Annotated in this window: 18 protein-coding genes; 11 read left to right on the top strand and 7 right to left on the bottom strand. The window is 39.4% G+C overall.

What is annotated here, in order from left to right; translation table 11 throughout:
• Positions 1 to 2: 2 nt before the first annotated feature.
• The 4 genes from GSQ74_RS01735 to GSQ74_RS01750 all read right to left on the bottom strand — a co-directional run bounded on the left by GSQ74_RS01735 (position 3) and on the right by GSQ74_RS01750 (position 4,455).
• The gene (locus GSQ74_RS01735) at positions 3 to 1,103 is read right to left on the bottom strand and encodes an alginate lyase family protein (protein ID WP_158989421.1); all 1,101 of its coding nucleotides are present in this window, start codon (positions 1,101 to 1,103) and stop codon (positions 3 to 5) included.
• Positions 1,104 to 1,265: 162 nt separating this feature from the next.
• Entirely contained in the window at positions 1,266 to 2,453 is a 1,188-nt protein-coding gene (uxuA, locus tag GSQ74_RS01740; protein WP_158989423.1) for a mannonate dehydratase, read from the bottom strand.
• Positions 2,454 to 2,613: 160 nt separating this feature from the next.
• Positions 2,614 to 3,831, bottom strand: coding sequence for a glycoside hydrolase family 88 protein (locus GSQ74_RS01745; RefSeq protein WP_158989425.1), 1,218 nt, complete (start codon positions 3,829 to 3,831; stop codon positions 2,614 to 2,616).
• Positions 3,832 to 3,846: 15 nt separating this feature from the next.
• Positions 3,847 to 4,455 (bottom strand): YhcH/YjgK/YiaL family protein, encoded by a 609-nt coding sequence (locus GSQ74_RS01750; RefSeq protein WP_158989427.1) that lies wholly within the window; start codon positions 4,453 to 4,455, stop codon positions 3,847 to 3,849.
• A gap of 441 nt (positions 4,456 to 4,896) precedes the next feature.
• Between GSQ74_RS01750 and GSQ74_RS01755 the strand changes: the two genes are divergently transcribed.
• The 8 genes from GSQ74_RS01755 to GSQ74_RS01790 all read left to right on the top strand — a co-directional run bounded on the left by GSQ74_RS01755 (position 4,897) and on the right by GSQ74_RS01790 (position 18,635).
• On the top strand, positions 4,897 to 5,934 hold the full coding sequence (locus GSQ74_RS01755; RefSeq protein WP_158989429.1) for a LacI family DNA-binding transcriptional regulator: 1,038 nt from the start codon (positions 4,897 to 4,899) through the stop codon (positions 5,932 to 5,934).
• Between the two features lie 239 nt (positions 5,935 to 6,173).
• Complete coding sequence (locus tag GSQ74_RS01760; protein WP_158989431.1) at positions 6,174 to 6,959, top strand: DUF4350 domain-containing protein; 786 nt, start codon at positions 6,174 to 6,176, stop codon at positions 6,957 to 6,959.
• A gap of 199 nt (positions 6,960 to 7,158) precedes the next feature.
• Entirely contained in the window at positions 7,159 to 10,323 is a 3,165-nt protein-coding gene (locus tag GSQ74_RS01765; protein ID WP_158989433.1) for a TonB-dependent receptor, read from the top strand.
• 18 nt (positions 10,324 to 10,341) lie between these two features.
• Positions 10,342 to 11,799 carry a RagB/SusD family nutrient uptake outer membrane protein gene (locus GSQ74_RS01770; protein ID WP_158989435.1) on the top strand — a complete coding sequence of 486 codons (1,458 nt, stop codon included), beginning with the start codon at positions 10,342 to 10,344 and terminating at the stop codon, positions 11,797 to 11,799.
• A gap of 10 nt (positions 11,800 to 11,809) precedes the next feature.
• Positions 11,810 to 13,006 carry an alginate lyase family protein gene (locus tag GSQ74_RS01775; RefSeq protein ID WP_158989437.1) on the top strand — a complete coding sequence of 399 codons (1,197 nt, stop codon included), beginning with the start codon at positions 11,810 to 11,812 and terminating at the stop codon, positions 13,004 to 13,006.
• 658 nt (positions 13,007 to 13,664) lie between these two features.
• A complete protein-coding gene (locus tag GSQ74_RS01780; protein WP_158989440.1) occupies positions 13,665 to 17,138 on the top strand; it encodes an Ig-like domain-containing protein in 3,474 nt (1,157 codons plus the stop codon).
• A gap of 133 nt (positions 17,139 to 17,271) precedes the next feature.
• Entirely contained in the window at positions 17,272 to 18,231 is a 960-nt protein-coding gene (locus GSQ74_RS01785; protein ID WP_158989442.1) for a PorP/SprF family type IX secretion system membrane protein, read from the top strand.
• A 23-nt stretch (positions 18,232 to 18,254) separates the two neighbouring features.
• Positions 18,255 to 18,635 (top strand): hypothetical protein, encoded by a 381-nt coding sequence (locus GSQ74_RS01790; RefSeq protein ID WP_158989444.1) that lies wholly within the window; start codon positions 18,255 to 18,257, stop codon positions 18,633 to 18,635.
• A gap of 10 nt (positions 18,636 to 18,645) precedes the next feature.
• Here the strand turns inward: GSQ74_RS01790 and GSQ74_RS22955 are convergent, their stop codons facing one another.
• The gene (locus GSQ74_RS22955; protein ID WP_158989446.1) at positions 18,646 to 18,930 is read right to left on the bottom strand and encodes a GNAT family N-acetyltransferase; all 285 of its coding nucleotides are present in this window, start codon (positions 18,928 to 18,930) and stop codon (positions 18,646 to 18,648) included.
• Here GSQ74_RS22955 and GSQ74_RS22645 point away from each other — a divergent pair.
• A complete protein-coding gene (locus GSQ74_RS22645) occupies positions 18,893 to 19,075 on the top strand; it encodes a response regulator (protein WP_216846666.1) in 183 nt (60 codons plus the stop codon). The genes GSQ74_RS22955 and GSQ74_RS22645 overlap by 38 nt on opposite strands.
• Before the next feature lie 195 nt (positions 19,076 to 19,270).
• Here GSQ74_RS22645 and GSQ74_RS01800 read toward each other — a convergent pair whose 3' ends face one another.
• Complete coding sequence (locus tag GSQ74_RS01800) at positions 19,271 to 20,329, bottom strand: class I fructose-bisphosphate aldolase (protein ID WP_158989448.1); 1,059 nt, start codon at positions 20,327 to 20,329, stop codon at positions 19,271 to 19,273.
• Between the two features lie 151 nt (positions 20,330 to 20,480).
• On the opposite strand from GSQ74_RS01800, the gene GSQ74_RS01805 reads away from it, so the two are divergent.
• Both GSQ74_RS01805 and GSQ74_RS01810 read left to right on the top strand, forming a co-directional pair.
• Positions 20,481 to 21,317, top strand: a complete 837-nt coding sequence (locus GSQ74_RS01805; protein WP_158989450.1) for a sulfite exporter TauE/SafE family protein — start codon at positions 20,481 to 20,483, stop codon at positions 21,315 to 21,317.
• Between the two features lies 1 nt (position 21,318).
• Positions 21,319 to 21,705: a DUF1634 domain-containing protein gene (locus GSQ74_RS01810; protein WP_158989452.1), complete on the top strand. Its 387-nt coding sequence runs from the start codon at positions 21,319 to 21,321 to the stop codon at positions 21,703 to 21,705.
• A gap of 6 nt (positions 21,706 to 21,711) precedes the next feature.
• On the opposite strand, the gene GSQ74_RS01815 is transcribed toward GSQ74_RS01810, so the two are convergent.
• Entirely contained in the window at positions 21,712 to 24,138 is a 2,427-nt protein-coding gene (locus GSQ74_RS01815; protein ID WP_158989454.1) for an outer membrane beta-barrel protein, read from the bottom strand.
• Between the last annotated feature and the right edge of the window lie 177 nt (positions 24,139 to 24,315).

A 24,315-nucleotide genomic window follows, 5' to 3' on the forward strand; every position in this document is an offset into this window, starting at 1 on the left:
TACTATTTCTTTTTTACACTATTTAATGCCAGCTGCCAGTTAAAATAGTAAGGATCTTTAACCATGGTTCGCTTAATAACAGATATATAGTCAGGGTTAAAATAAGCCGCTAGTGATAATGTAGTTAAACCACTTTCCGGGTTAAACAGTGTACCCGCTTTGTATCCTTTCTCGTTGTTTTTGGCACGCTGCAAATCAAACGGGACTTTGCTGTTTACAAATTCGCCGTGAGTTTTATCACCCACCATATAAGGGATCATAAAATCCACACATTTTTTAATGGATGAGCCGTTAGGTGTTTGGTAGTTGAAATAATCCTTACCCGTGGCCCTGTAAATAGCGATGCATGTTGTTAAAAGCGGTTCCAGATCATACGTATGGTAATGGAAAGCATCCCGCTCTACAAAATCATGCGTGGTACCATCCGGATTCAGATTTATAGCAAGCTGTTTTTCCAGTTCGGTGGTAATAAAGCCATCATATTTTTTAGTATGAATGGTATAGGCAATTAGTGTGATAATCTTTATCCGGTGCGAGTTCCAATTATTAATGGCCGTGCCCCTGCCCGGTTTTGAGGAAGCGCTGTTTAGTTCAGCATCTGCAACACTCTCCAGCCAGTTATCAATTGTTTTTTTATTCTCGGTTGATGATTGATCCCGCACTAAATCATAGCCGGTAATCATATCCTCCAGTTTGGTTTCATCTATAGGGTCGCCGGTTGCTTTATTTGTATTACTCCAGGCTAAAAGAAATTCCGTGGCTTTATCAAGATAAGCTTTATCACCATAAAGCCGGTAAACCAATGCGAGGGCGTAAATTTTATAAGCATCTGCAACTGCTTTAATGGTGGCTGTTTTTGCCGGGTTACCTTCCAGTAAACCCTCAGAACGTATTTCTTCTATCGGATCAGGCGTTTCTGTTAATGCCTTTTGCGCGTTGATCAAAAAAGGATAAAATGCTTTTTTATAAGTCGATGGCGCCGAATTATTGGTATCAATATCATTCCGCAAACTTTTAATTTCTACATTGGTCATACTAACAACCTGTGCATTTGCATAAGCATATGACATCAGTAAGCCGATAAAAACGATAAGTTTTTTCATTTAATAAACTGTTAAAAAATAATAAGACTATCTGTCATTGCGAGGAACGAAGCAATCGCGAACCTTGCAAATTCGCTTTGCCTATGCGCGATTGCTTCGTTCCTCGCAATGACATTTTGTTTTGTGTTATGTAAAAAATATTAAATCATTTTTAAACAACTTCTAATAATTGAAAGCTTTTTTTATACCAAGTTCTAATCCACGTAATTCAGCCAAACCCCTTAAACGGCCAATAGCCGAATAACCGGGATTGGTTTTTTTCTGCAGATCATCAAGCATTTTATGGCCGTGATCCGGCCGGAAAGGCATGGTAATATCTTTTCTCCCTGCGCTTATCCGTTTTTTTTGTTCTTCAAGCAAAACCTTCATAACCGAATACATATCAACATCTCCTGCTAAATGATCCGCCTCAAAAAAGTTACCGTATTCATCGCGCTTGGTGCTTCTTAGGTGTATAAAATGAATCCGGTCTCCGAGGCGCTGAACCATACCGGGCAGATCATTATCGGCATTTACGCCGAATGAACCGGTGCAAAAAGTTAAACCGTTACTAGGGCTATCTACTGCATTATAAATATCTCTGATATCCTGTTCATTACTTACCACCCGCGGCAGGCCTAGGATAGGAAATGGCGGATCATCAGGGTGTATGCACATCAATACGTCATTTTGTTCAGCAACAGGAATAATCTGTTTTAAAAACCAGCCCAGATTGGCTTTCAAATCCCCGGGACCAATATTTTTATAACTGTTGATCACCTGTAGAAATGATTCCAGTGTATAACCCTCTTCCGATCCGGGTAAGCCTGCAATAATATTTTTTACTAAATGAGCTTTGCCCCCGTCACTCAAACCCTCAAAAAACTCTTTTGATCTTTGGATGACCTTATCATTATAATCTTTCTCAGCGTTCTCTCTTTTCAGAATAAAAATATCAAACGCCGCAAAAGCCGCGGTATCAAACCTTAAAGCTGTCGAGCCGTCGGGCATCAGGTAATCAAGGTCGGTACGTGTCCAGTCGAGCACGGGCATAAAGTTGTAGCAAACAATATGAATGCCGCATGCAGCCAGGTTAGTTAAAGATTGTTTATAATTATTGATATAGTATTCGTAATTACCGGTGCGTTTTTTAATGTCTTCATGCACAGGCACACTCTCCACAACCGACCATGTCAGGCCAGCTTCTTCAACTATTGATTTTCTTTTGATGATCTCATCCACCGGCCATACTTCGCCATTAGGTATATGGTGCAAGGCTGTTACCACGCCTGTTGCTCCGGCTTGTTTTACATCATATAACGAAACGGGGTCATTTGGGCCGTACCAGCGCCATGTTTGTTCTAAGCTCATTTATTTTTATATTTTTTATTGAAGATAAAAGAAAGTCTATTCTTGAATCTTCTTCTTTATTTGATCATAAAACCATCTGTCATTGCGAGGAACGAAGCAATCGCGAACCTTGCATACTCGCTTTGTTTATGTGCGATTGCTTCGTTCCTCGCAATGACAATTAGTATTTAACAACACCTGCTGTATTAAGTACCGGTTTACCTTGCTTCAAATGTTTTTGGCGAAGCAATGCTTCCAGGTAATAATAGTCGGCATAAATAATAGGCACATCAATTTCGCTATTTCCCGGTTTATTCCCGGTGCTGTGTAATAATAAAAAGCCTTTATCGGCATCCAAAGGAGCTTGATAGTTATTATTAAGGCTGTTTAATATTTTATCGGCTGTCGCTTTATAAACTTTACCATTAGCACTATAAGTACTTAACTCATACAAAGCCGACGCCATTATTGCCGCCGCCGAAGCATCGCGCGGAACATTAGGGATAGCAGGATCATTAAAATCCCAGTAAGGCACAAGGTCTTTAGGTAGATTAGGATTATTGAGAATGAATTTGGCTATATTTTCTGCCTGTGTTAAATAAACTTTATTACCTGTTTCGCGGTAGCACATGGTAAAACCATATAAGCCCCACGCCTGCCCGCGCGCCCATGCAGATTCATCGGCATAGCCTTGTGCTGTTTGCTTATGTAAGACTTTGCCGGTTTCCGGGTCATAGTCAACCACGTGATATGAACTATAATCAGCACGATAATGGTTTTTCATGGTGGTATTGGCATGAGTAACGGCTATCTTATAAAAACTGGAATCACCACTTAGTTTTGTGGCTTCGAAGAGCAATTCCAGGTTCATCATATTATCAATAATCACAGGATATTTCCATTTTTTATTATCCCAGGATTTGATGCAACCAACTATAGGGTTAAACCGTGTACTCAAGGTTTTAGCTGCTTCAATAATTACTTCTTTATAATGCTCATCGTGGGTAAGCCTGTAAGCATTACCAACGCTACAGTACACCTTAAAACCCACATCGTGCGAATGGGCATCTTCTTTTTCGACCTCCATTGTATGTGTAAACACTTTGGCCTGGTCCATCCATTTCGGGTCGCCGCTATATTCGTATAGCTGCCATAGGTTGCCCGGGAAAAAGCCGGCACACCAATCACCCGGCGCTACCAAAATAAGGCTACCATCCGGATTTAATGAGCGTGGAGAAAACACATCAGCTTTTACCGATGATGCCTTTGTTTCAGCGGTATTACGCAATAATTCATCTGTTTGCTTTTCTGCAAATAAAAATGGCTTGGCTGCCTGCTGTGCAATTGAAGCCGTTGTGCATAAAGTTAAAAGTACGCCGGCTATAGCTGTAAATTTCATATCGGGAATTATAATTTATTGAACCACTTTAATTTTTATAACCAGCTTTTTCACCTCGTCATAACCATCTACCTTAATATTTGGCCGATGCGCATCCTGCGGAAAAAATAAATAAAAAGTACCGGGTTTAGCAATATAATAGGTGCCATCGGCTGTGTAATTCGCGGCATCTCTGGCTTCGTTATAAGGGGTTACCACAGTTGCAGTGCTTACCGGCGCCACCTCTATTTTTTCTTCGCCTTTAATTACATATTGTAAGTCGATGTACTTACGGTGCGATTCCCATTTTGCTTCATCAAGCGTTTTTGATGGCCCGTAGGTGATGGATGCAAAAGCATTATCACCATCAATAGGGTATTTACCTACCGATAAGGTGTCCAGGTTATGATCCTTCAAAAACTGGAATACTTTATCCCAAACGGCTTTACTGGCATGGTATTGTTTATAAAACTCCTGAGCATCAACTGATGGGGCTACGGTTAATGAAATGCCATTGGCCCATTGTTTACTGTTAACCCATTCGCGGGCTGATTTCTCGTTAGTTTGTGCGTGTACGGTGTTTGTTGTCATTGTTGAAAAGGTAAAAGCAAGCAGCGATGCTGAAATAACAGTTAGTAATTTCATGATTAAATATTTTAATCGGTTAATTGGTTTTTATGATTAACGGTGAATACTACCTGGAAATCGCTTTTAGAACCTATCGCTTTATTTTACCCTATCCTCCTCCTTTCCCTATCCTAGGGAAAGGTATCACACAAGTCCCCCGCATTCTACATTGAGGGGATTAAAGCCAGCTACAAGATGTTTAAAACTCTTAAAAGCAATTTTACTGGTGAATACTCCCGTTAATTTAATCCAATATTACAATCTATCTTTTTAATATAGATGGGGTAGGCCACTATATTTCTACGCAATCGTTTTAGTAACAAATTTAATATAGAGGTAATAGGCCCTCAACATTCCTGAATTGAGGTAAAGTTCGATTAAGTTATCAATCTTCATTTAACTTTTTATATATTGTACCCTATGCTTGGGGTTCAATAATCTGCAGGCTATTGATACAATATGAATTTTAACGCGGTTACAATAAGAGACATTGCAAAGGAGCTAAACCTGTCTGTTTCAACAGTGTCGAAAGCATTACGCGATAGTTATGAGATTAGTGAGAAAACCAAAAAACTGGTTGTAGAATGCGCGCGAAAAAATAATTATCGCCCAAATCCCATAGCACAAAGTTTAAAACAGGGCAATACTAAATCCATCGGCATCGTTGTTTCTACCATTGAGAATCAATTTTTTTCGCAGGTTATTAATGGTATCGAGTCCGTAGCCCATAAAGAAGGCTATAATGTTATTATAACCCAAACACATGAATCATACGATCTGGAAGTAAAGAATGTAAACCACCTTACATCAAGATCAATTGATGGTTTACTGATATCGCTCTCTACTGAAACGCCCGATGTTGAACATTTGAAAACACTGCATGCCCAGGGCCTGCCAATGGTATTTTTTGACCGGGTAACTGAAGAAATAAATACTCATAAAGTAATTTCAGATAATTATAAAGGTGCCTATGATGCCACCAAGCATCTTATTGATTCAGGTTTCCGGCGGATAGCGCATATTACCAGCCCCCCCAATATTTCAATTACTAAAGAAAGATTGGCTGGTTACAAGGCCGCCCTTGCCGATGCAGGCATTTTTACACCGGATTATTACATTAGCTATTGCCCGCATGGCGGAAGAGATATTAGCGAAATTGAGAACGCGCTCAATTTTTTGCTGAATCTTGAAGATAAGCCGGATGCTATATTTACAACATCGGATAGGATTACTACCACAACTATATTCTTATTAAATAAACTAAAAGTAGCCATACCAGCAGACGTTGCTTTAGTTGGTTATACCAATACCACCCTTGCCGATGTTTTAAATCCCCCACTAAGCTCTGTTCATCAACAAGGGTTTGAGATTGGCCAAAAAGCAACCGAGATGTTGCTAAGCCTTATTAAAAGTAAATGGCCCGTTACAGAGTTTGAAACCGTTGTTTTACCAACCCATTTATTCATACGGGAATCATCCACAAAAACAAAGAAATAAACCACTGTATTTGCCTATAAAATGAATATACTTAGTGTTTTGAACTTTGTTATATTTATTTTCAATCAGCTTATTAATATTGTTCCATAATATTATTTCTCCGAAAACGATTTCGTAAATAAATAAGCCGAAGCGCTATAAAACAAAGCTTAATAACCTAATTTTGATTAGTGCAGATAGTGAAATACCAACTATTTTAATCCAATTATAAACCACTGCATATATTAAATTATTATTAAATGATACGCAAAATAATTCTTTGTGCCTCCTTCGTGTTATTAAGCATTACTAATTCAGTATTTGCCCAAAGGGTAACACTTGATTATTTTTTTAACCACGAGGTACATACGGTTAAAGGGGTAACAACCCGGTACCATTATTTATGGACAGATAAGGCCAGCAGCGGGTTCTCCATATGGGGTGATATATTCAAAAACCAGGGAGCAACTTTAGATACATTAGGCGTTGCTCCTACTGTTCAAAATTTAAAAGGATCGGCTGTATACATTATTGTTGACCCGGATACTAAAAAGGAAAATCCCAACCCCAACTATATTAATGCACAGGATGCCGACCAGATTGCCCAATGGGTAAAAGCCGGAGGTGTACTTGTTTTAATGGCTAATGATAGTGCAAACGTAGAGTTACCCCACTTTAACATACTTACCGCGCATTTTGGAATGCATTTTAATGACGACCTGCAAAACCATGTGATTGATGACAAGCATTTTGCCGATGGAACTGTGGTAATAGCTAATAACCCAATATTTAAAACCGCAAAACAGGTTTTCTTGAAAGATGTATGTAGTATTGGCCTTACCGGAAATGCTAAACCGGCATTACGTGCAACAAACGGGGCTGTTATAGCGGCAATTGCACATTATGGTAAAGGAGTTGTATTTGCCGTAGGCGACCCTTGGTTTTATAATGAATATGTTAACGGGCGTTTGCCGGCAGGTTATGAAAATGATAAAGCCGCCAATGATCTTGCAAGCTGGCTATTGAGCCAGGCGACTAAAAAATAAATAATGTAAACAGAATTTAAAATTTAAACGAATGTAAAATCCAGTGCACATTTAAAAAATAAAAACCGGCAGTGTTGCAACCACTCCGGCTTTTAAAAGTCCCCCATTTCAGATTAGCTAAAAAATGAAACAACAGAAGTTGTACGGGGCTTTTTTTTGTCAAAAATATAGAAAAATATTCAACATTAACACAACTCGTATGAAGAAAAGAGCTTTACACATTGAAATCATTAAGCATACCTTTTTGCCTATACTGCCAATATTTTTATTGGCAAGCACTGCCCTGGCAAATGGTTCCGGCAGAATAATAACTATCAACAAAGATGTTGTTAGCACAGGAACATCATTAAAAGGTATAAAAAGTAACGATCATATTAAAGTGACAGGATCAGTTACAGACGAAAGGAATTTGGCTATACCAGGAGCTGTGATTATGATTAAGGGGACCAACATCGGCACTACAAGCGACGCGGATGGCAAGTATTCAATATCGGTGGATGAAAATGCCACTTTAGTATTCACCTCCGTAGGTTACTTAACCAAAGAGATCGAAGTAAAAAAACGATCAAAAATTGATGTGCAGTTGGTAACCGATTCTAAAAACCTAAACGAGGTAGTAGTAGTTGGTTATGGCACGCAAAAGAAACGTGATATTACCGGTGCTGTTGGATCTGTAGGGCTTACCGATGTGGCAAAAACACCGGTATTTGGTACCGGCCAACTTTTAGAAGGCCAGGTGGCTGGTGTACAGGTAACGCAAACAAACTCACAGCCGGGCGCTTCATTTACCGTTAGGATACGCGGCACAAACTCTATTAACTATTCCAGCGATCCATTATATGTGGTTGATGGTTTTGCAGGTGCCGATATTACCGCGTTAAACCCTAATGATATTGCATCAATGGATGTATTGAAAGACGCGTCATCGACAGCAATTTACGGTAACCGTGGTGCTAATGGTGTGGTTATTATTACCACCAAATCAGGTTCGGCAGGTAAACAGACAGTAACCGCGGATGTTTATAATGGTGTGCAGGATGTAGGCCGTACATTGCCTATGATGAATGCACCGGAGTTTGCTACTTATCTTAATAGGGTAACTGCCTACAACAATCAATATAATACTACACAAACAGCTTTACCATACACCCAGGCGCAAATTGACGCGATGGGCCCGGGTACAAACTGGCAAAAAGCGCTTTTTAGACAAGCACCTATAGTTAATGCTAACGGGGCTATTAGCGGCGGCTCAGCGGATAGCAAATATTTTATAAGCATGGGTTATTTTGGTCAGGATGGTATCATCCTGAATTCTGGTTACAAACGTGGCAACCTGCGTTTTAACTTCAACCATAATATCAGCAGTAAATTAACCTTTGGCTTAAGCTCACAACTATCCTATAGTCAGCAAAATTTGGCTAACGTGAATACCAACGGTGGCAGCACCGGCGGTACATTGCTTGATGCCTTACGTATAAGCCCAATTGTGCCAATATATGATAATACAGGCGCTTACACTTTTGAGAATGGCCCTAATGGCTATGTTGATTTGGTTGGTAACCCTATTGCCGCAGCCGAATTAAATACTGACATAAGTAAAACTTTTAGAGTATTTGTAAACAGCTTTTTAGATTATGAGATTATTAAGGACCTTAAGCTGAAGGTTAGTGTTGGTACAGATGATAGTTTTAATCGTGAAGATATCTTCAGGCCAAATACTACCTATTTGGGTTTAACTACCAACGGATATGCACAAATAAATAACCCAATAAACTTTAACTGGTTAAATGAAAATACGCTTACTTATACCAGGCAAATTGATAAAAACCAAACAATAACCGCACTGGCGGGCTATACTTTTCAGCAGTTTAAATACACAACAAGTTCTGCTATAGCGCAATCGCTTACCACCAATAATTTAGGTACAGATAATTTAGGTGTTGGCGGGAGCTTGTCGTCATCCTCATCAACCAACAGCAATTCATTAGAGTCGTTTCTGGGCAGGATCAATTATAGCTTTATGGATAAGTACCTGTTAACGGCATCTATCCGTCGTGATGGTTCATCGGTATTAGGTTCAGCTCATGATTTCGGTGTTTTCCCATCAGGAGCATTAGCCTGGCGTATTTCAAGCGAGGACTTTATGAAAGATGTAACCGCTATAAGTGATTTAAAATTACGTGTGGGTTATGGTATCACAGGTAACTCTAATATTCCCGCATATTCATCATTATCTCAATACGGGTTTAATAATTATGTACTTAATGGTAGCCGCGTAGTTGGCACATCGCCCAATAATATTGGCAATACCAACTTGCAATGGGAACAAACAGCATCAACCAATATTGGTTTGGATTTAGGTTTGTTAAAAAACCGGATCACATTTAATGCTGATTGGTATGACAAAAAAACCACTAAGCTTCTGTTTAATGAACCGATACCGGCATCAAGCGGCTTTAACACAGTGTTAGAAAACATAGGCGCGGTATCAAATAAAGGTATCGAGCTTTCATTAAACACCATTAACATCCAGCAGCAAAATATCAGGTGGTCAACCAATTTTAACTTTTCGCGCAACGTTAATAAAATCTTAAGCTTAGGTGGTGTACAGTCTCAACTTACCGGTAACGTAAGCTCCAGTTTATACCCTGGTGGGCAAAATTCAGGTATATTAGAGGTTGGCCAGCCAATTGGCGCGTTCTACGGCTACAAGTTTGAAGGTATATGGCAAAGCCAGGCACAAATTACCGCAAGCGGAACTAAAGAAGCTGTTAAACCAGGTGACCCACGCTATGCTGACCTGAATGGCGACAACAACATTACAGCCGCCGACAGAACCATTATTGGTTACGCCGTACCTAAGTTTAACTATGGTTTTAGCAGTAATTTAACCGTACAGCGCTTTAACCTATTCGTGTTGATACAGGGTGTATATGGTAATCAAATATTAAATGAGAATTTAATAGAATCTGAAAACGGTACCACTAACGATAACAAACAAGCTTATGTATTGACCCAAAGCTGGAATGGCCCCGGAACCAGCAATACCTTACCAAGTGTAGGCAGCACCCTGCGCCGCAGCTTAGGCCCAACAAGTGATGTGCTTGAACCAGGCAGTTACCTGCGCTTTAAAACCATCACGCTGTCATATGATTTGCCTTTACCTAAACTTACCAGTGTATTTAAAAGCGCCAGCATTTACGTTACAGGGCAAAACTTAATTACCGTAACCAAATACAAAGGTTATGACCCTGAAGTTGATTCATACTCCAACTCAAGCGGCAACTATACATCATTAGGTACTGATTATAACCCATACCCTAATGTGCGTACTTATTTATTAGGTGTAAGATTTGGTTTTTAATTATTAGAGATAAAAGACATGAAAAAGATATATATATTATTAGCTGCCGGTGCAATGTTTACCATGGCAGCATGCAAAAAGGCACTGACAGAAAAGCCCTACAGCATTTTAACCAATGCCAATTTTTACCAAAATGCTAATGACGCGCAATCAGCTTTGGTTGGGGTGTTTAGCCAATTACAACCGCAGGCTTATTACCAGCGAACAGTTTATATAATGAGTGATTTATCTGGTGATGAAATGATACCCCTGTTAACACAAAACCAGGAACGTATTGATATGTATAAAGTTCAATATACATCGTCAAACATCGAGATCAACAACTGGTATACCAATAGCTACAAGTTAATTAGCCGGGCAAATGATGTTATTGTTAATGTACCGGGTATTACAATGGATATACCTACTAAAAACAATATTTTAGGTAATGCCATGTTTTTACGCGGCATGGCCTATTTTGATTTGGTTAGGAGTTTTGGTGATGTACCGTTGATATTGAAACCAATTACTAGCGCCACTGACCCGAACTTATATCCTTCGCGTACAGCATCAAGTGCCATTTATACACAAATTATAAGCGATTTGAAATATGCCGAAGCTAACTGCTATACTGAAGACAAAATAACCGCTGCTAATAAAGGCGAAGTTTCATCAGGAGCAGCATCAGCAATGTTGGCGAGGGTTTATTTGCAGCGTGCAAGTACCACTTTTGCAGCATCGGATGATAATACGAATGCCCTGGCAGAATGTAATAAAGTCATCAATGGCGGCTTATACAAACTAATGCCGAATTATAGCGATGTATTTAACTGGACGCTGAAATACTTTCCCGCGCAAACTGAAGTTATATTCGCGGTACAGTTTGGCGCTAACAATACCAGCACTACACAAAATATAACCGTACGTATGTTTTCACCAGCTGCGCTAGGTGGTTCAGGATCATTTAACGCGAATCCATATTTGTTAAATAGCGTGTATGATAAAGGCGATGTACGAAAAACATGGAATGTTTCTAACAACGTAGCCGGTGTTATCGTTACTCCATACATTTATAAATACCGCGACCCGCAATGGGTTAAGGGTAGCAATAACTCGCAAATGAACTGGATAGTATTACGCTACTCGGATGTGCTGATGATGCAATCAGAAGCGATGAATAATATTAACGCAAGCGATCCAAACAAATTTAACGGGCTTAATTTAGTAAGAACAAGAGCTGGTTTAGGTGCTACGCAGATGCTTAGTTTAGCTAACACCCCTACTTCGGCCGCATTTGTTGATACCTTATTGCGCGATCGTTTAAGAGAGCTTTGCGTTGAGGGACACCGTCGTTGGGATTTGATTCGTTTAGGTCAATTTGCATCCGTTGAACAGGCTGTAAATGGGTTTACAGTTAGTCCAAACCAATATTTATTGCCGCTGCCTCAAACAGAGATAGATGCCAACAAAAATTTAAAACAAAACCCTGGATATTAAGCTCCACAATATGATAAAGCGATATATTAGTTTAACACTATGTATATTTTCAGTAATTACCGGTTTTGCGCAAAGCAAGGCCGGTAATTCCGGTTTTATACTACTAGACCAGCATGAACTGCAAACGGTGAATGACAATTACCATAAAGGCAATGCGATCACCGTAAAACAGGTTAATGAACTGATAAATGATGCTGACAGCTTGTTGAAAGCTGGCCCCTACTCCGTTACTTTTAATAAAGCCAAACTGGCCCCAAGCAATAATAAACATGATTATGTGAGCCAGGCACCATACTGGTGGGCGGATTCATCAAAAGCGAATGGGAAGCCATACATCAGAAAGGATGGCAGGCGTAATCCTGAGATTTATTTATTGCACGATGGCAGCCAAATGGGTAAAATGAGCTCTGCTGTTAAACGACTGGCCCTGGCTTATTACTTTACCGGAAAAGAGCAATATGCCCAAAAGGCCGCCACACTGTTGAAAGTTTGGTTCATTGATACCGTTACACGGATGAACCCTAATCTGAATTATGCCCAATACATTCCAGGAATTAATGATGGCCGGGGAATAGGAATTATAGAAACACTGAGTTTAACAGCGATACCTGATGCTATCAGTTTATTACATAACAGTAAATATTTTGATGCATCACTTATTAATGATGTAAAAAACTGGTATAAACAATATGCGGAGTGGATGCTGACTAGTAAAAATGGCAAATCCGAACGCTCACAGATCAATAATCACGGTACTAACTATGATTTACAACTCGCAACTTTTGCTTTGTTTACCGATAATAGCACCTTGGCAAAAAAGGTTATAAATGAGTTTACCATCCCACGGATAGACCAGCAATTTACAACAGATGGCATGCAACCACTGGAGCTGGTACGCACCCGTGCCTGGGATTATTCAAATATGAACCTGAATGCATGGGCAAGGCTTGCTGTTATTGCAGATGAATTGAATATTGATTTATGGCATACCCAAACCCTTGATGGCAAAGGCATAAAGGGCGCTATATTATTTTTGATGCCTTATGCTTTGAAGCAAAAAGCCTGGACTTATCCTGAAATAGGGAAATTTGAGTATGGTAATTTTAAGCATACAGTTCACCTTGCTCAAGGTAAATATCCTGGTATTGATTTTAAAGATTTCTATAATAAATTCCCGGTGGAAAACGAGCTGGAATTTATTGAGTAAAAAGCTATAAAAAAGCTCAATTTTCCATCAAAAATGAGCAAAAAAGGGGTAAAAAGCGTTGTTTTTTACCCCTTTTTTAGTCTAAAACAGTCTTTTTTTAGCCAAAAAGCACTCCAAAACCAATGTAAAAACCACCTTTTCGGGGCTATTTAGGGCGTTTTTAGACAGTTTTTTGTACCAAGTGTACCAACTGTTTCACCTGTTCCATGGTACAGCAACATCGTAATAACAAAAGATCTTAATATTATAATTAGGGCTTTTTGTTATTAATATCTATTTTGTCATAAATGCAGTATTGTTAAATCTTAACTATGATGAAAAATACTGTGATTTCGTTGCATTAATTCCAGATGCTAAACGCTTTAACTCAAGCGACTTAGATTTTATAATCTATATTAGCCGACACACCCACACATACATAATCAACTGATTATAAATATTTTACAAATAAAATATTTTGTCAATTTTCTATATTAGGTTTTAATTGTATTGATAATACAAATTACCCTCCTTTTCTTTGATTCGGATTTGCCACCAATTCAAATCCACCCACCAATTATATTATAACCTTATGGAAATGAAATATTTACAAGCTAAAAAAACTTGTTATCCATAGCTGAAATAATCACAACCTAATAACCAACCAAACTTTATAATTATGAATCAAGAATTACACAAAAAACAATTCCGGCATGTCTGGAAAAAAATTATGTTTTTTTCGCTAATGGCTATTGCTTTGCTGTTTTCAAGCATCGTCAAAGCACAAACAGATCCCCCCCAGTATGGAACACCATTTACCGGCGTGCCCGACATCAGGGATGTAAATATGTACCAGGTACATAACCGCCCGTATAGCGCGGCAGGAAACTTTGCCGGTATAATAGCCCGGTTAGACAGCATTAAAGCATTAGGCACCAATGTAGTGTACATCATGCCTATCTATCCGCATGGTACGGATTCAAGAAGCTCCGCATCGCCTTACTCAATTAAAGGTGATACCTCGGTAGCGACAGAGTATGGTACATTAACAGATTTCAGAAATCTGGTTGCGGGATGCCACAGCAGGGGAATGGCAGTGATACTCGACTTTGCCGTGAACGGGACATCATGGGATCATCCGTGGATAACAGCAAACCCTAGCTGGTATGTTCAAAGCGGGGGTGTAATTCAGCAATTAGCCAATTTTAGCGACGTTGCCGCTCTTGATTTCACCAATACGGCTATGCGTGCGGCATTGGTGGCCTCCATGCGGTATTGGATATTTGCTGCCAATATTGATGGTTTCAGGTGCGATGACGCAAATAACCCACCCATTGATTTCTGGACCAATACTATCGCTAATTTAAGAGGGATCACCACCCATAAATTAATCATGCTGGCCGAAGGTGACCGGCAGGCAAATTATACAGCTGGTTTTGATTATGATTTTGGTGATGATTTTTATTATGATGCCTTAACTCCAATTGTTTCAGGATCATCAGTAAGCGTTATACAAACTACAACCAATACCGAATATGCCAGTGCAACCGGTAGCCAGCAAATGGCTAGGTACACTTCAAACCATGATATTGAAACCACTACAACTGCCATTCAGGAATTTGGCGGCCATGCAGGTGTAATAGCTAACTATTTAGTTTGCGCATATATGCGTGGTGTTCCGTTTTTAACCAGCGGGCAGGAAGTTGACTTTAATCAAACCATCCCCTGGCCTTATCAAACGGTAAAAATAAACTGGACAGCAAATCTTGGTGCTTCCGCTGATTTTAAGAAAGTAAATAATTACCGCACCTTAAGTGAAGCCGTAAGGCGGGGTACGATGACCAATTATTCTGATAATAATACCTGCGCCTTTACCAAAGCATCTACCACAACATCAGAAAAAGTTGTGGTAATGGTAAACATGAGGAACAGCACGCAGAGTTATGTGATCCCATCAGCCTTCGCAGGTACCTGGAAAAATGCATATACAGGTGCAACTGTTACCTTAACATCGGGTGCAACACAATCCTTAACAGCCTTTCAATACATTGTTTTAACCAATCAAAGTGTTGCAACTGTTGCCGTAACGGGCGTAACCATGAGCCCAACAACAGCATCCGTAGCAGTTGGCTCAACACAACAACTTACCGCTACTATCGCTCCTGCTAATGCAACCAATCAAAACGTTACCTGGACATCAAGCAATACAGCCGTAGCAACTGTAGGTGCATCAGGTATAGTTACTGCCGTAGGTGCAGGAACAGCCACCATTACGGTTACAACAGCCGATGGCAGCAAAACCGCAACATGTGCAATAACAGCAGCTACGGTAGCAGTTACAGGCGTTACTATGAGCCCTACAACAGCATCTATCAATACAGGCGGAACACAACAGCTTACCGCAACAATTGCTCCTGCAAATGCCAGCAACAAATCAGTTACCTGGACATCAAGCAACACCGCGATAGCGACAGTTAGCGCTACCGGTTTGGTTACAGCAGTAGCAGCAAGCACAGCCACAATAACCGTTAAAACAGCAGATGGCAGCAAAACGGCAACATGTGCAGTTACTGTTACAGCCGCACCAACTTTTACAGTTTATTTTTATCCTCCTGCGGGATGGGGTTCAACCATAAAAATTTATTGGTGGAGTGCACTACCTTCAGGAGTATTGGCTGATGGTACATGGCCAGGTGTAAACATGACCAATGATGGCAATGGGTGGTGGAGCTATACCTTTACCAACATAACATCAACCAACCTGATATTTGACGATGGCACAAATCAAACGGGTAACCTTAGCCAAAGTACAACCGCGTGGTACGAAAACAATACATGGTACACCACTAACCCTGGTACACCGGTATCGGTTACCGGTGTTACGGTTAGCCCAACTACAGCAACTTTAGCAGGGGGAGCTACCCAACAACTTACAGCTACCATAACACCAAGTAATGCTACTAATACCGCGGTTACCTGGTCATCAAGCAATACGGCGGTTGCTACCGTAAGCTCAACCGGTTTGGTAACTGCAGTGGCGGCAGGTACAGCCACTATAACCGTTACTACCAGCGATGGCAGCAAAACTGCAACATCGGCCATTACAGTAAGCGCTATAGCTGTTACGGGCGCAACTGTTAGCCCTACTACAGCATCGTTAACAGCAGGATCGACCCAACAACTTACTGCTACCGTTGCGCCAAGTAATGCTACTAATACGGCGGTTACCTGGTCATCAAGTAATACGGCAGTAGCAACTGTAAATAGTACCGGCTTAATAACAGCTGTAGCAGCAGGTACAGCCACTATAACTGTTACAACAACAAGTGGAAGCAAAACTGCAACATGCGCTATAACGGTTACTTCATCAGGTACTACTACCACTTATTACAATATTTTAAATAGATGGCAGGCTAATACTTACCTGTACGATGGTGGCAATGGCCAGGTTAAATATGGCACAAGTCCATCTGGCAATACCAATTATCAATGGGCGCAGGTTGCAGGCCCTACCGGATACATATTTATTGTAAACCGTGCTACAGGTAATATGATGGATGTTGAAGATCAGAATGGCGCTATTGAAGCCAATGTTGGTAACAGCACATGGTATAGCGCTATGTGGTCGGTAGTTTCGACCGGTGATGGTTGGAATTATCTGGAAAATAGATGGCAAACAGGTGATTGGATAAACATACAGGCGTTAGCCGGATATGCTCAATACAGTGGTTCAGCTACAGGTTTTTACAGCGCCGAATGGCAATTTGTAAATGGCACTCCGGTAAGTATGGCGCAATCAAATGACAGGAACTATCTTGCTGACTCCACCGCTGTAGCAAACTACAATATTGCTACGCCTAACAATGGTGATCCATTGGTACACTCGGCGCTTTCGCCTAATGGTGATGGTGTAAATGATGTGTTAACTATTGATAACATTACCAGCTATCCTGACAACAAAATAATGGTTATGAATACCGGCGGCACAAAGGTTTTTGAATCGGCGGGATACGACAATACGACCAAAACTTTTGATGGGCATTCCAGTGTAACCGGAGCCATGGTACCACAGGGAACATACTTCTATGTGCTGCAATATAAAGCTAAGGGTATAACAAAAACTAAAACCGGTTATATAGTACTTAAATATTAACCAAACATATGGTAAACATAATGCCGGCAGTAAAGGATTATATCAAAAAACCTTACTGCTGGCATTATTAATTACCCATCGAATACCTGAATTAAACCGCCGACAGTTTCAAAAATTTTACCGGGAATATTAAATGGACCTAATTATATACAGACTCAATATTATCCAAAGCTTACAGCAAAAGGCTTTAAAACTGTTTGCACTAGCGGTTACTTTGGTACTTTATGCGCTTAATACATCGGCTCAAAGCATTGCGCCATTCAGTTACACACAATACATGAATAACCTTACTCCTATTAATTCGGCCTATTCCTTAATTGACCAGGCTGGATCAGTAACCGGGGTGATAAGGAAACAGTTTACAGGGATAGACGGGGCACCATCAACCTATCTTATTGATGCAAGTATCCCACTTCCTGACATGGGCGCCTCAACAGGTTTTATTGTACAGAATGACCAGATCGCTATTGAGAAACAAACCGAGGCCAGTTTCTTTTTCGCCAAATCGATACAATTGGATGATCAGAACTTTTTGGCTGTTTCTGCCAATGCGGGTATACGATCATACAAAGCCAACTACTTATCAATTGATGACAATAATGACCCTTTGTTTGATAGTAATATCAGTGAAACTAAAGCCAATTTAGGCTTTGGTGTATTGCTGTACAGCGATACTTATTATATCGGTATTTCGATGCCGGAGCTTACTTTACGCAGCCTTGGTACAGCATCATTACAAAATAACAATTACTTCAAAAACCACTATTATTTCGCGGGAGCATACATAGCCGAATTAAGTGATGATTTTAAACTTAAACCTTCGGTATTAGCAACCTACGCAAGCGGATCGCCTGTAACAGCTGATTTCGCAGGCTTATTTTATATAAAAGATGTATTAGGCCTTGGAGCAAGTTATACAACTAACAGCCAGGCTGCAATCTTGCTCGATTTGAATGCGGGCGCCATACATATAGGCTATAGTTACCAATTTGGCACCAATAGCGCGAACCTGGGTGGCTATAATAATGCTACACATGAAATTATGCTTAGCTATCGTTTTGGCGAGGCAAGCTCAACGCCAAAAGTTTTATAACATACAACACAAAAAGAAAAGTGATGGATAGGAATATAAAAACAGGAACACGCCCCAATTTAAGAACCAAACAGTTCTCAACACTGCATATTGAAATATTTGAACAGATACTTGTTTCAGGTAAAACAAATTGGGAGCTAAATAAACAATTTGGCTACACTAAACGATCACACTGCCTGGTTGATCATTCGCGCAGGGTAATGTATAAACTACTTGTATTGGAGAACCTCACCAGGGAGGAGAATATGGAAAAAGTAATTTATCCGCGAGTTTATAAATTTTGGTGGAAGCGTTTGCTGGATAATCATAAACAAGCTTTATTGGCAAAAGCAATTAAACCGGCTTATTACGAAGAAGTAAATACACCCAAAATGGTTAATGAAAAAACGGCTTTCTATATATAAAGGCCAGATACTACTTATCTATCAATCGCTTCCAATCCGGGTTGTTTTTTAAATAAGCTTGAACATATGCGCAATAAGGGCGCATTTTAAGATGATTTTTTCCCAAATATTCAAAGGTCTTTTCAACAAGGATTTTAGCTATTCCCCGATTGCGTAAAGCTTCAGGCACTTCCGTATGGATTAACAGGTAGGTGTCTCCTATGTGCCTATAATTAATAAACGCGCGCTGTCCTTCAACAATCATTTCAAAACTATGATTGGTTTCATTATTTATTAAAGGCGAGTCGTTATACATAGCAATTTTTTATGACAGCCAGCACCATGGCCGAGGACAAGTAGCAGCGCTAAAGGCAGGGATGGATTACTTTTTATCGAAACCTGTTAGCTTTAACCAGTTTTTGCTTGAATTGAAGAAAGCCTTTATGACTACCATTCAATAACCAGAACCAATAAAATTTGAGGATTTGTTCTCTTACATGGATTCGAACCACGATCTTCTGAACCAGAATCAGACATGTTACCCTTGCACCATAAGAGAATTTGCGACCGCTTTAACAGCGATCGCCTCAAATATCTAAAAACAGCTCAATTAAAAAAAATTAAAGCTGTAAAAAAGTGATTAATATGATAATTGGCTATGCCAAATCAATCTCCTTAGCCAAATAAACATCCTGAACAAGGTTTATTAGCTCCACCCCTTCTTTAAATGGGCGCTGGAATGATTTACGGCCCATAATTAATCCTGAGCCACCTGCCCTTTTATTAATTACAGCCTGTTTAACGGCATCGGCAATATCACTTGTTCCGTGCGATTCGCCTCCGGAGTTTATTAGTCCTGCCCTGCCCATATAACAGTTAGCTACCTGGTAACGGCACATATCAATGGGGTTATCAGTAGTAAGCTTGCTATACATTAACGGATCGGTTTTGCCAAATTTTATAGCTGTAAAACCGCCATTCACATCGGGTAGCTTTTGCTTAATGATGTCGGCCTGAATGGTTACACCTAAATGATTAGCCTGTCCTGTTAAATCAGCAGCGGTTTCATAATTTACGCCATCTTTGGTAAAAGCATTGTTACGTGTATAACACCATAAAACGGTAACCATACCTAACTCATGCGCGCGCTCAAATGCTTTAGCAATTTCCACAATTTGATTATCAGAATCCTCTGAACCGAAATATATGGTAGCGCCAATAGCGGCAGCACCTAAATTCCAGGCATCATCAACACTACCAAAAGGTATTTGCTTGTATTTTGTTGGATAAGTTAATAACTCGTTATGATTAATTTTAACAAGAAATGGAATTTTATGCGCGTATTTACGTGCCACAATAGCTAGGTTACCAAAAGTTGTTGCTACTGCATTACACCCCGCTTCAATTGCCAGTTTCAAAATATTTTCAGGATCGAAATATAAGGGATTCTTCGCAAATGATGCGCCTGCTGTGTGCTCTATTCCCTGGTCGACAGGTAAAATAGACATATAGCCGGTACCGGCAAGTCGGCCATGATTATGTATAGCCGCAAGGTTGCGCAAAACCTGCGGGTTACGGTTACTGTTTATAAAAATGTTGTCAATAAAATCAGGTGAGGGAACATGCAGCAAGTCTTTTGAAAAAGTTGTGCATTTATGCTGCAGCAAACTATCGGCATCATTACCTAATAGCTCAAGTATCTTTTTGTAGGCCATAAATTATGTTTAAAGGTTGAAATATATAACACTAACTTAAGCTTATTGTTGTTGTAAATGTGTCTGATTTATGTAAATAACATTTATCCATAACAATTCGGGCTCCCTTATTTTATTACTACTTTAGCACTTTAATCGATCTCAGGAATATATGCCGGTACTTGAATTCACCCTAATTATACTAGTTGGTTCATGTTTTGCAGGGTTATTAGGCTCGTTAACCGGCCTTGGCGGCGGTTTTATAATTATCCCATTACTTACTGTATTTCTGCATGTTGATATACATTATGCCATTGGCGCTTCACTGGTATCTATCATAGCAACATCTTCAGGTTCGGCTGCGGCCTATGTTAAGGAGGGTATAACCAATATGCGTTTGGGCATGTTTTTAGAAGTAGCCACTACCTTAGGCGCTGTAACCGGTGCAATGGTTGCAGTATATTTTCCAACCAATCTTTTAGCCATTTTATTAGGTGTAATTTTAATTACATCGGCACTGCTTACTTTGCGCAAAAAGGCGGTACAAGTAGTGCATCAAAAAAATATCCTAGCTGAAAAATTAAAACTCAACGGAAGCTATCCCGGCGAAAATGGCACTGTTGAATACAGCGTAAGCCGCATTGGCGGTGGATTTGTAATGATGCTTTTTGCAGGCTTGTTATCGGGTTTATTAGGTATAGGCTCGGGGGCTTTAAAGGTTTTAGCCATGGATAATATAATGCGTATTCCCTTTAAGGTATCAACCACTACAAGTAATTTTATGATAGGAGTTACCGGGGCGGCAAGCGCGGTGGTATACTTACAACGAGGATATATCGAACCGTCAATTTCAATGCCGGTGGTTATTGGTGTATTGATAGGCGCGCTGGTGGGATCTAAAATATTAGTAAAAACAAAATCATCAGGCTGGTTACGCTGGGTTTTTGTTGTTGTGGTGATAGGGTTGGCATCACAATTAATTTATAACGGACTAATTGGTAAAATATAATATGGCAGCTAAAGCACGTTTTAAGGATACCGATATGCAGGCAGTTATTGGCTGGGTACTGCGTATTGGTGTAATTGTATCTATTACTGTAGTATTTGTTGGCGGCGTTATATATATATCCAGGCATAGCGGCTCAATACCCGATTATTCAAAGTTTAACGGTATACCAAATTTTGTGCAATTGCACGGCCTCATAAATGGAATTATCAACCTAAAGGGCAGATCAATAATACAGGCAGGGATTATATTGCTTATTGCTACACCTATTTTCCGGATAGTATTTTCAACCGTAAGTTTTGTACTTGAAAAGGATTATTTATATCTGGGCATAAGCCTTTTAGTGTTGCTTATAATACTCATAAGCTCAATAAGCGGGCATGTAGGCTAACTCGTCTTAATTATCGTTAGTACTTGGATTCAATCTTTTTTGCCCATCAGTATTTCCGCTGGAATGCTTATTATTTTGAACAGTCTGTTTACCAAAACGGTAAGTAAATGTGGCTGTTACAAAACGGCTGCCGGCTTTTTCAAAACCGGTAAGATTAAGATTTTGATATTGTGAAGTGTATCTATAATTCTGCGAATTAAATATATCGCTTATAGCCAATTTTATACTACCATTATCGTTTAAAATCGACTTGCTAACCCCTGCTCGTGTAGACCATTCATCGGCATATTGTTTAATACCATAATAAGTTGGCGACTCCCAACCTGTAAATAGTTCCGCCCGTATGGTATTGGTGATAGTAAAGTTTTGAGTAACTTTTATTTCAAAATCCGTTGTTCTTTTATCAGGGTTACCGCTGTAATAAACATATCGCTGGTACGACCCATATAAATACACATTGGCGTTCCACCATTTAGTAATATCAACAGGCAAAGTTGCCTCGGCATCATATTCATAACGCGTACCTATATTACTTACTTTTGAGGTGAATACCTTAGTTGCATCATTCTGCTGAAATATAGGCACAAAGAAATCGTTTGTTACCTCTACACTTAAATCTAATTTATATTTCTGTTTAAATACATCAGTTACCTGGTACGTGGTAAAGTACTCCGGTTTTAAAAAGGTATTACCAGTACTATAGGAGTATTCATCAATGTATGCTACAAAAGGGTTAAGATCCTGGTATTGCGGGCGTGTTAAACGACGGTTATAAGCCAATACCAGGGTATTATCTTTATCTACCGGCTGTGTAATTTCCACATTGGGAAAAAGATCGAAATAGCTGTTTGAACTAGTCTTATTTGGATTAAGTGATTCGGCTAATGAACTGGTTTGCTCTGCACGAAGTCCTAATGAAATGCCGGTGTTATTAAACTTATCATCGTAATTAACATAGGCCGCATTAATTCGTTCATTGTAGGTGAAATGATCCGTTAATGATGGCACGGGAGTATAAACGGAATCAGCAGAAGACCGCTGTTGGAAATCAATCTTGTTATTACTATTTGCCTGATCATTTCGTAAACCAAGGCCAAGGGTACCTGTTTTAGATAATGCCTGAGTAAAATCTATTCTTTCTGACCTTACATTAATTTGAGATGGTGAATTATCTATATAAAAAAAAGGATCGCGATATTGTATGCCATCAGGATCAAAGAAATTATTCTCTAATAACTCAGTTGAGTATCTTCTATAGGTTGAATAGTCAAAATTGGCACTTAATGTAGTGTTGCTCTCCTTACCAAAACTGCCTTTATAATTAAAATCATAGTTAAGACTAGTAATAGACCGATTGATATGAGAGTTTGTGGTAATGTCAGAATCTAACACCCCTTGATTCAAAATATCTGTCGTATTACTTTTGTCAATATCAACTTGATTGTGATAACCATACATTAAAACACCTACAGTTTGTTTGGGGCTTAAATTATAATCTATCCCACCATTAAAACCATTATTTAACAAGTGAGTAACACCCAAATAATTTTCATTAAGAGTCGTTTGGCCTATTGTTCTATCAATATCAAGTACGCGTGGGGTTTTACTGTCATTAAAATTATAGCTACCAAAGAAGTTTAAATTTTTCATCCGGTAATCCAGGTTGATACCTGAATTTAATTTATAATCCTGACCGGCGGCGGCACTTTCAGTGATATTCGCTTTAAAGCCATAATCCTTACTCTTTTTTAATATGATATTGATAACTCCACCACCAGATGCATCGTATCTGGCCGGCGGGTTGCTAATGATCTCGATCTGGCTTATCATACTGCTTTGATAGCTTTTCAGTAAATCTGCCAGTTGCTCATCAGTCAATTGCCCAATAGGTTTACCATCGATAGCTATCAGGGCTTTTTGGCCACCTTTAACATAAATTCCGTTATCTAAAATATGCACGCCGGGTGCAGTACCCAATATATCGAAAACTGAATTACCTGCAGCCAGTATACTTCTATCTACATTAAGTATAGTTTTATCCGGCCTAACTTCAATATAATCCCGTTTAGCTGTAACTGTTATTTCTTTTAAATCGCTGGTTGCAGGCAATAGCGAAACATCCGGTAAATGAATATTACTATCTGCAACCCGGATTAGTGCACTATAAAACTTTTTGTAACCAAGCTTATTAATTGAAACTATATAATTACCTGGGGCTATGCCCTTCAATTCAAAAACACCTTGATTATTACAAACGGTAGATTTCACAGCAGATGAATCGGAATGTTGAAGCAATGAGATTGTAGCGCCCCCGGCAAATGATGTACCTGTAACAATTGCTCTACCTGTAATAGAGTACTTACTCTGTGCGTACGAGAAGGAATGTGTGATTACGATGATTCCCGTTAAAAAGAACCCGGTTAAAAATTTCATTAATGACTGTCAGTAAAAACTGCTATATTTTGTGTTAAGGTAACTATAGTTAAACGCTAAGTTAATAATAAAAATGAACCGTGAAAAATTTTGATAGATAACTAATCACCCTGTTACTGCCCGAATATTCAAATTATCCTTAAATTAGTCCGCTAATTAAGCCTATAAAGTGAAAAG

The sequence above is a fragment of the Mucilaginibacter sp. L196 genome, from assembly GCF_009765905.1.
GTDB lineage: Bacteria > Bacteroidota > Bacteroidia > Sphingobacteriales > Sphingobacteriaceae > Mucilaginibacter.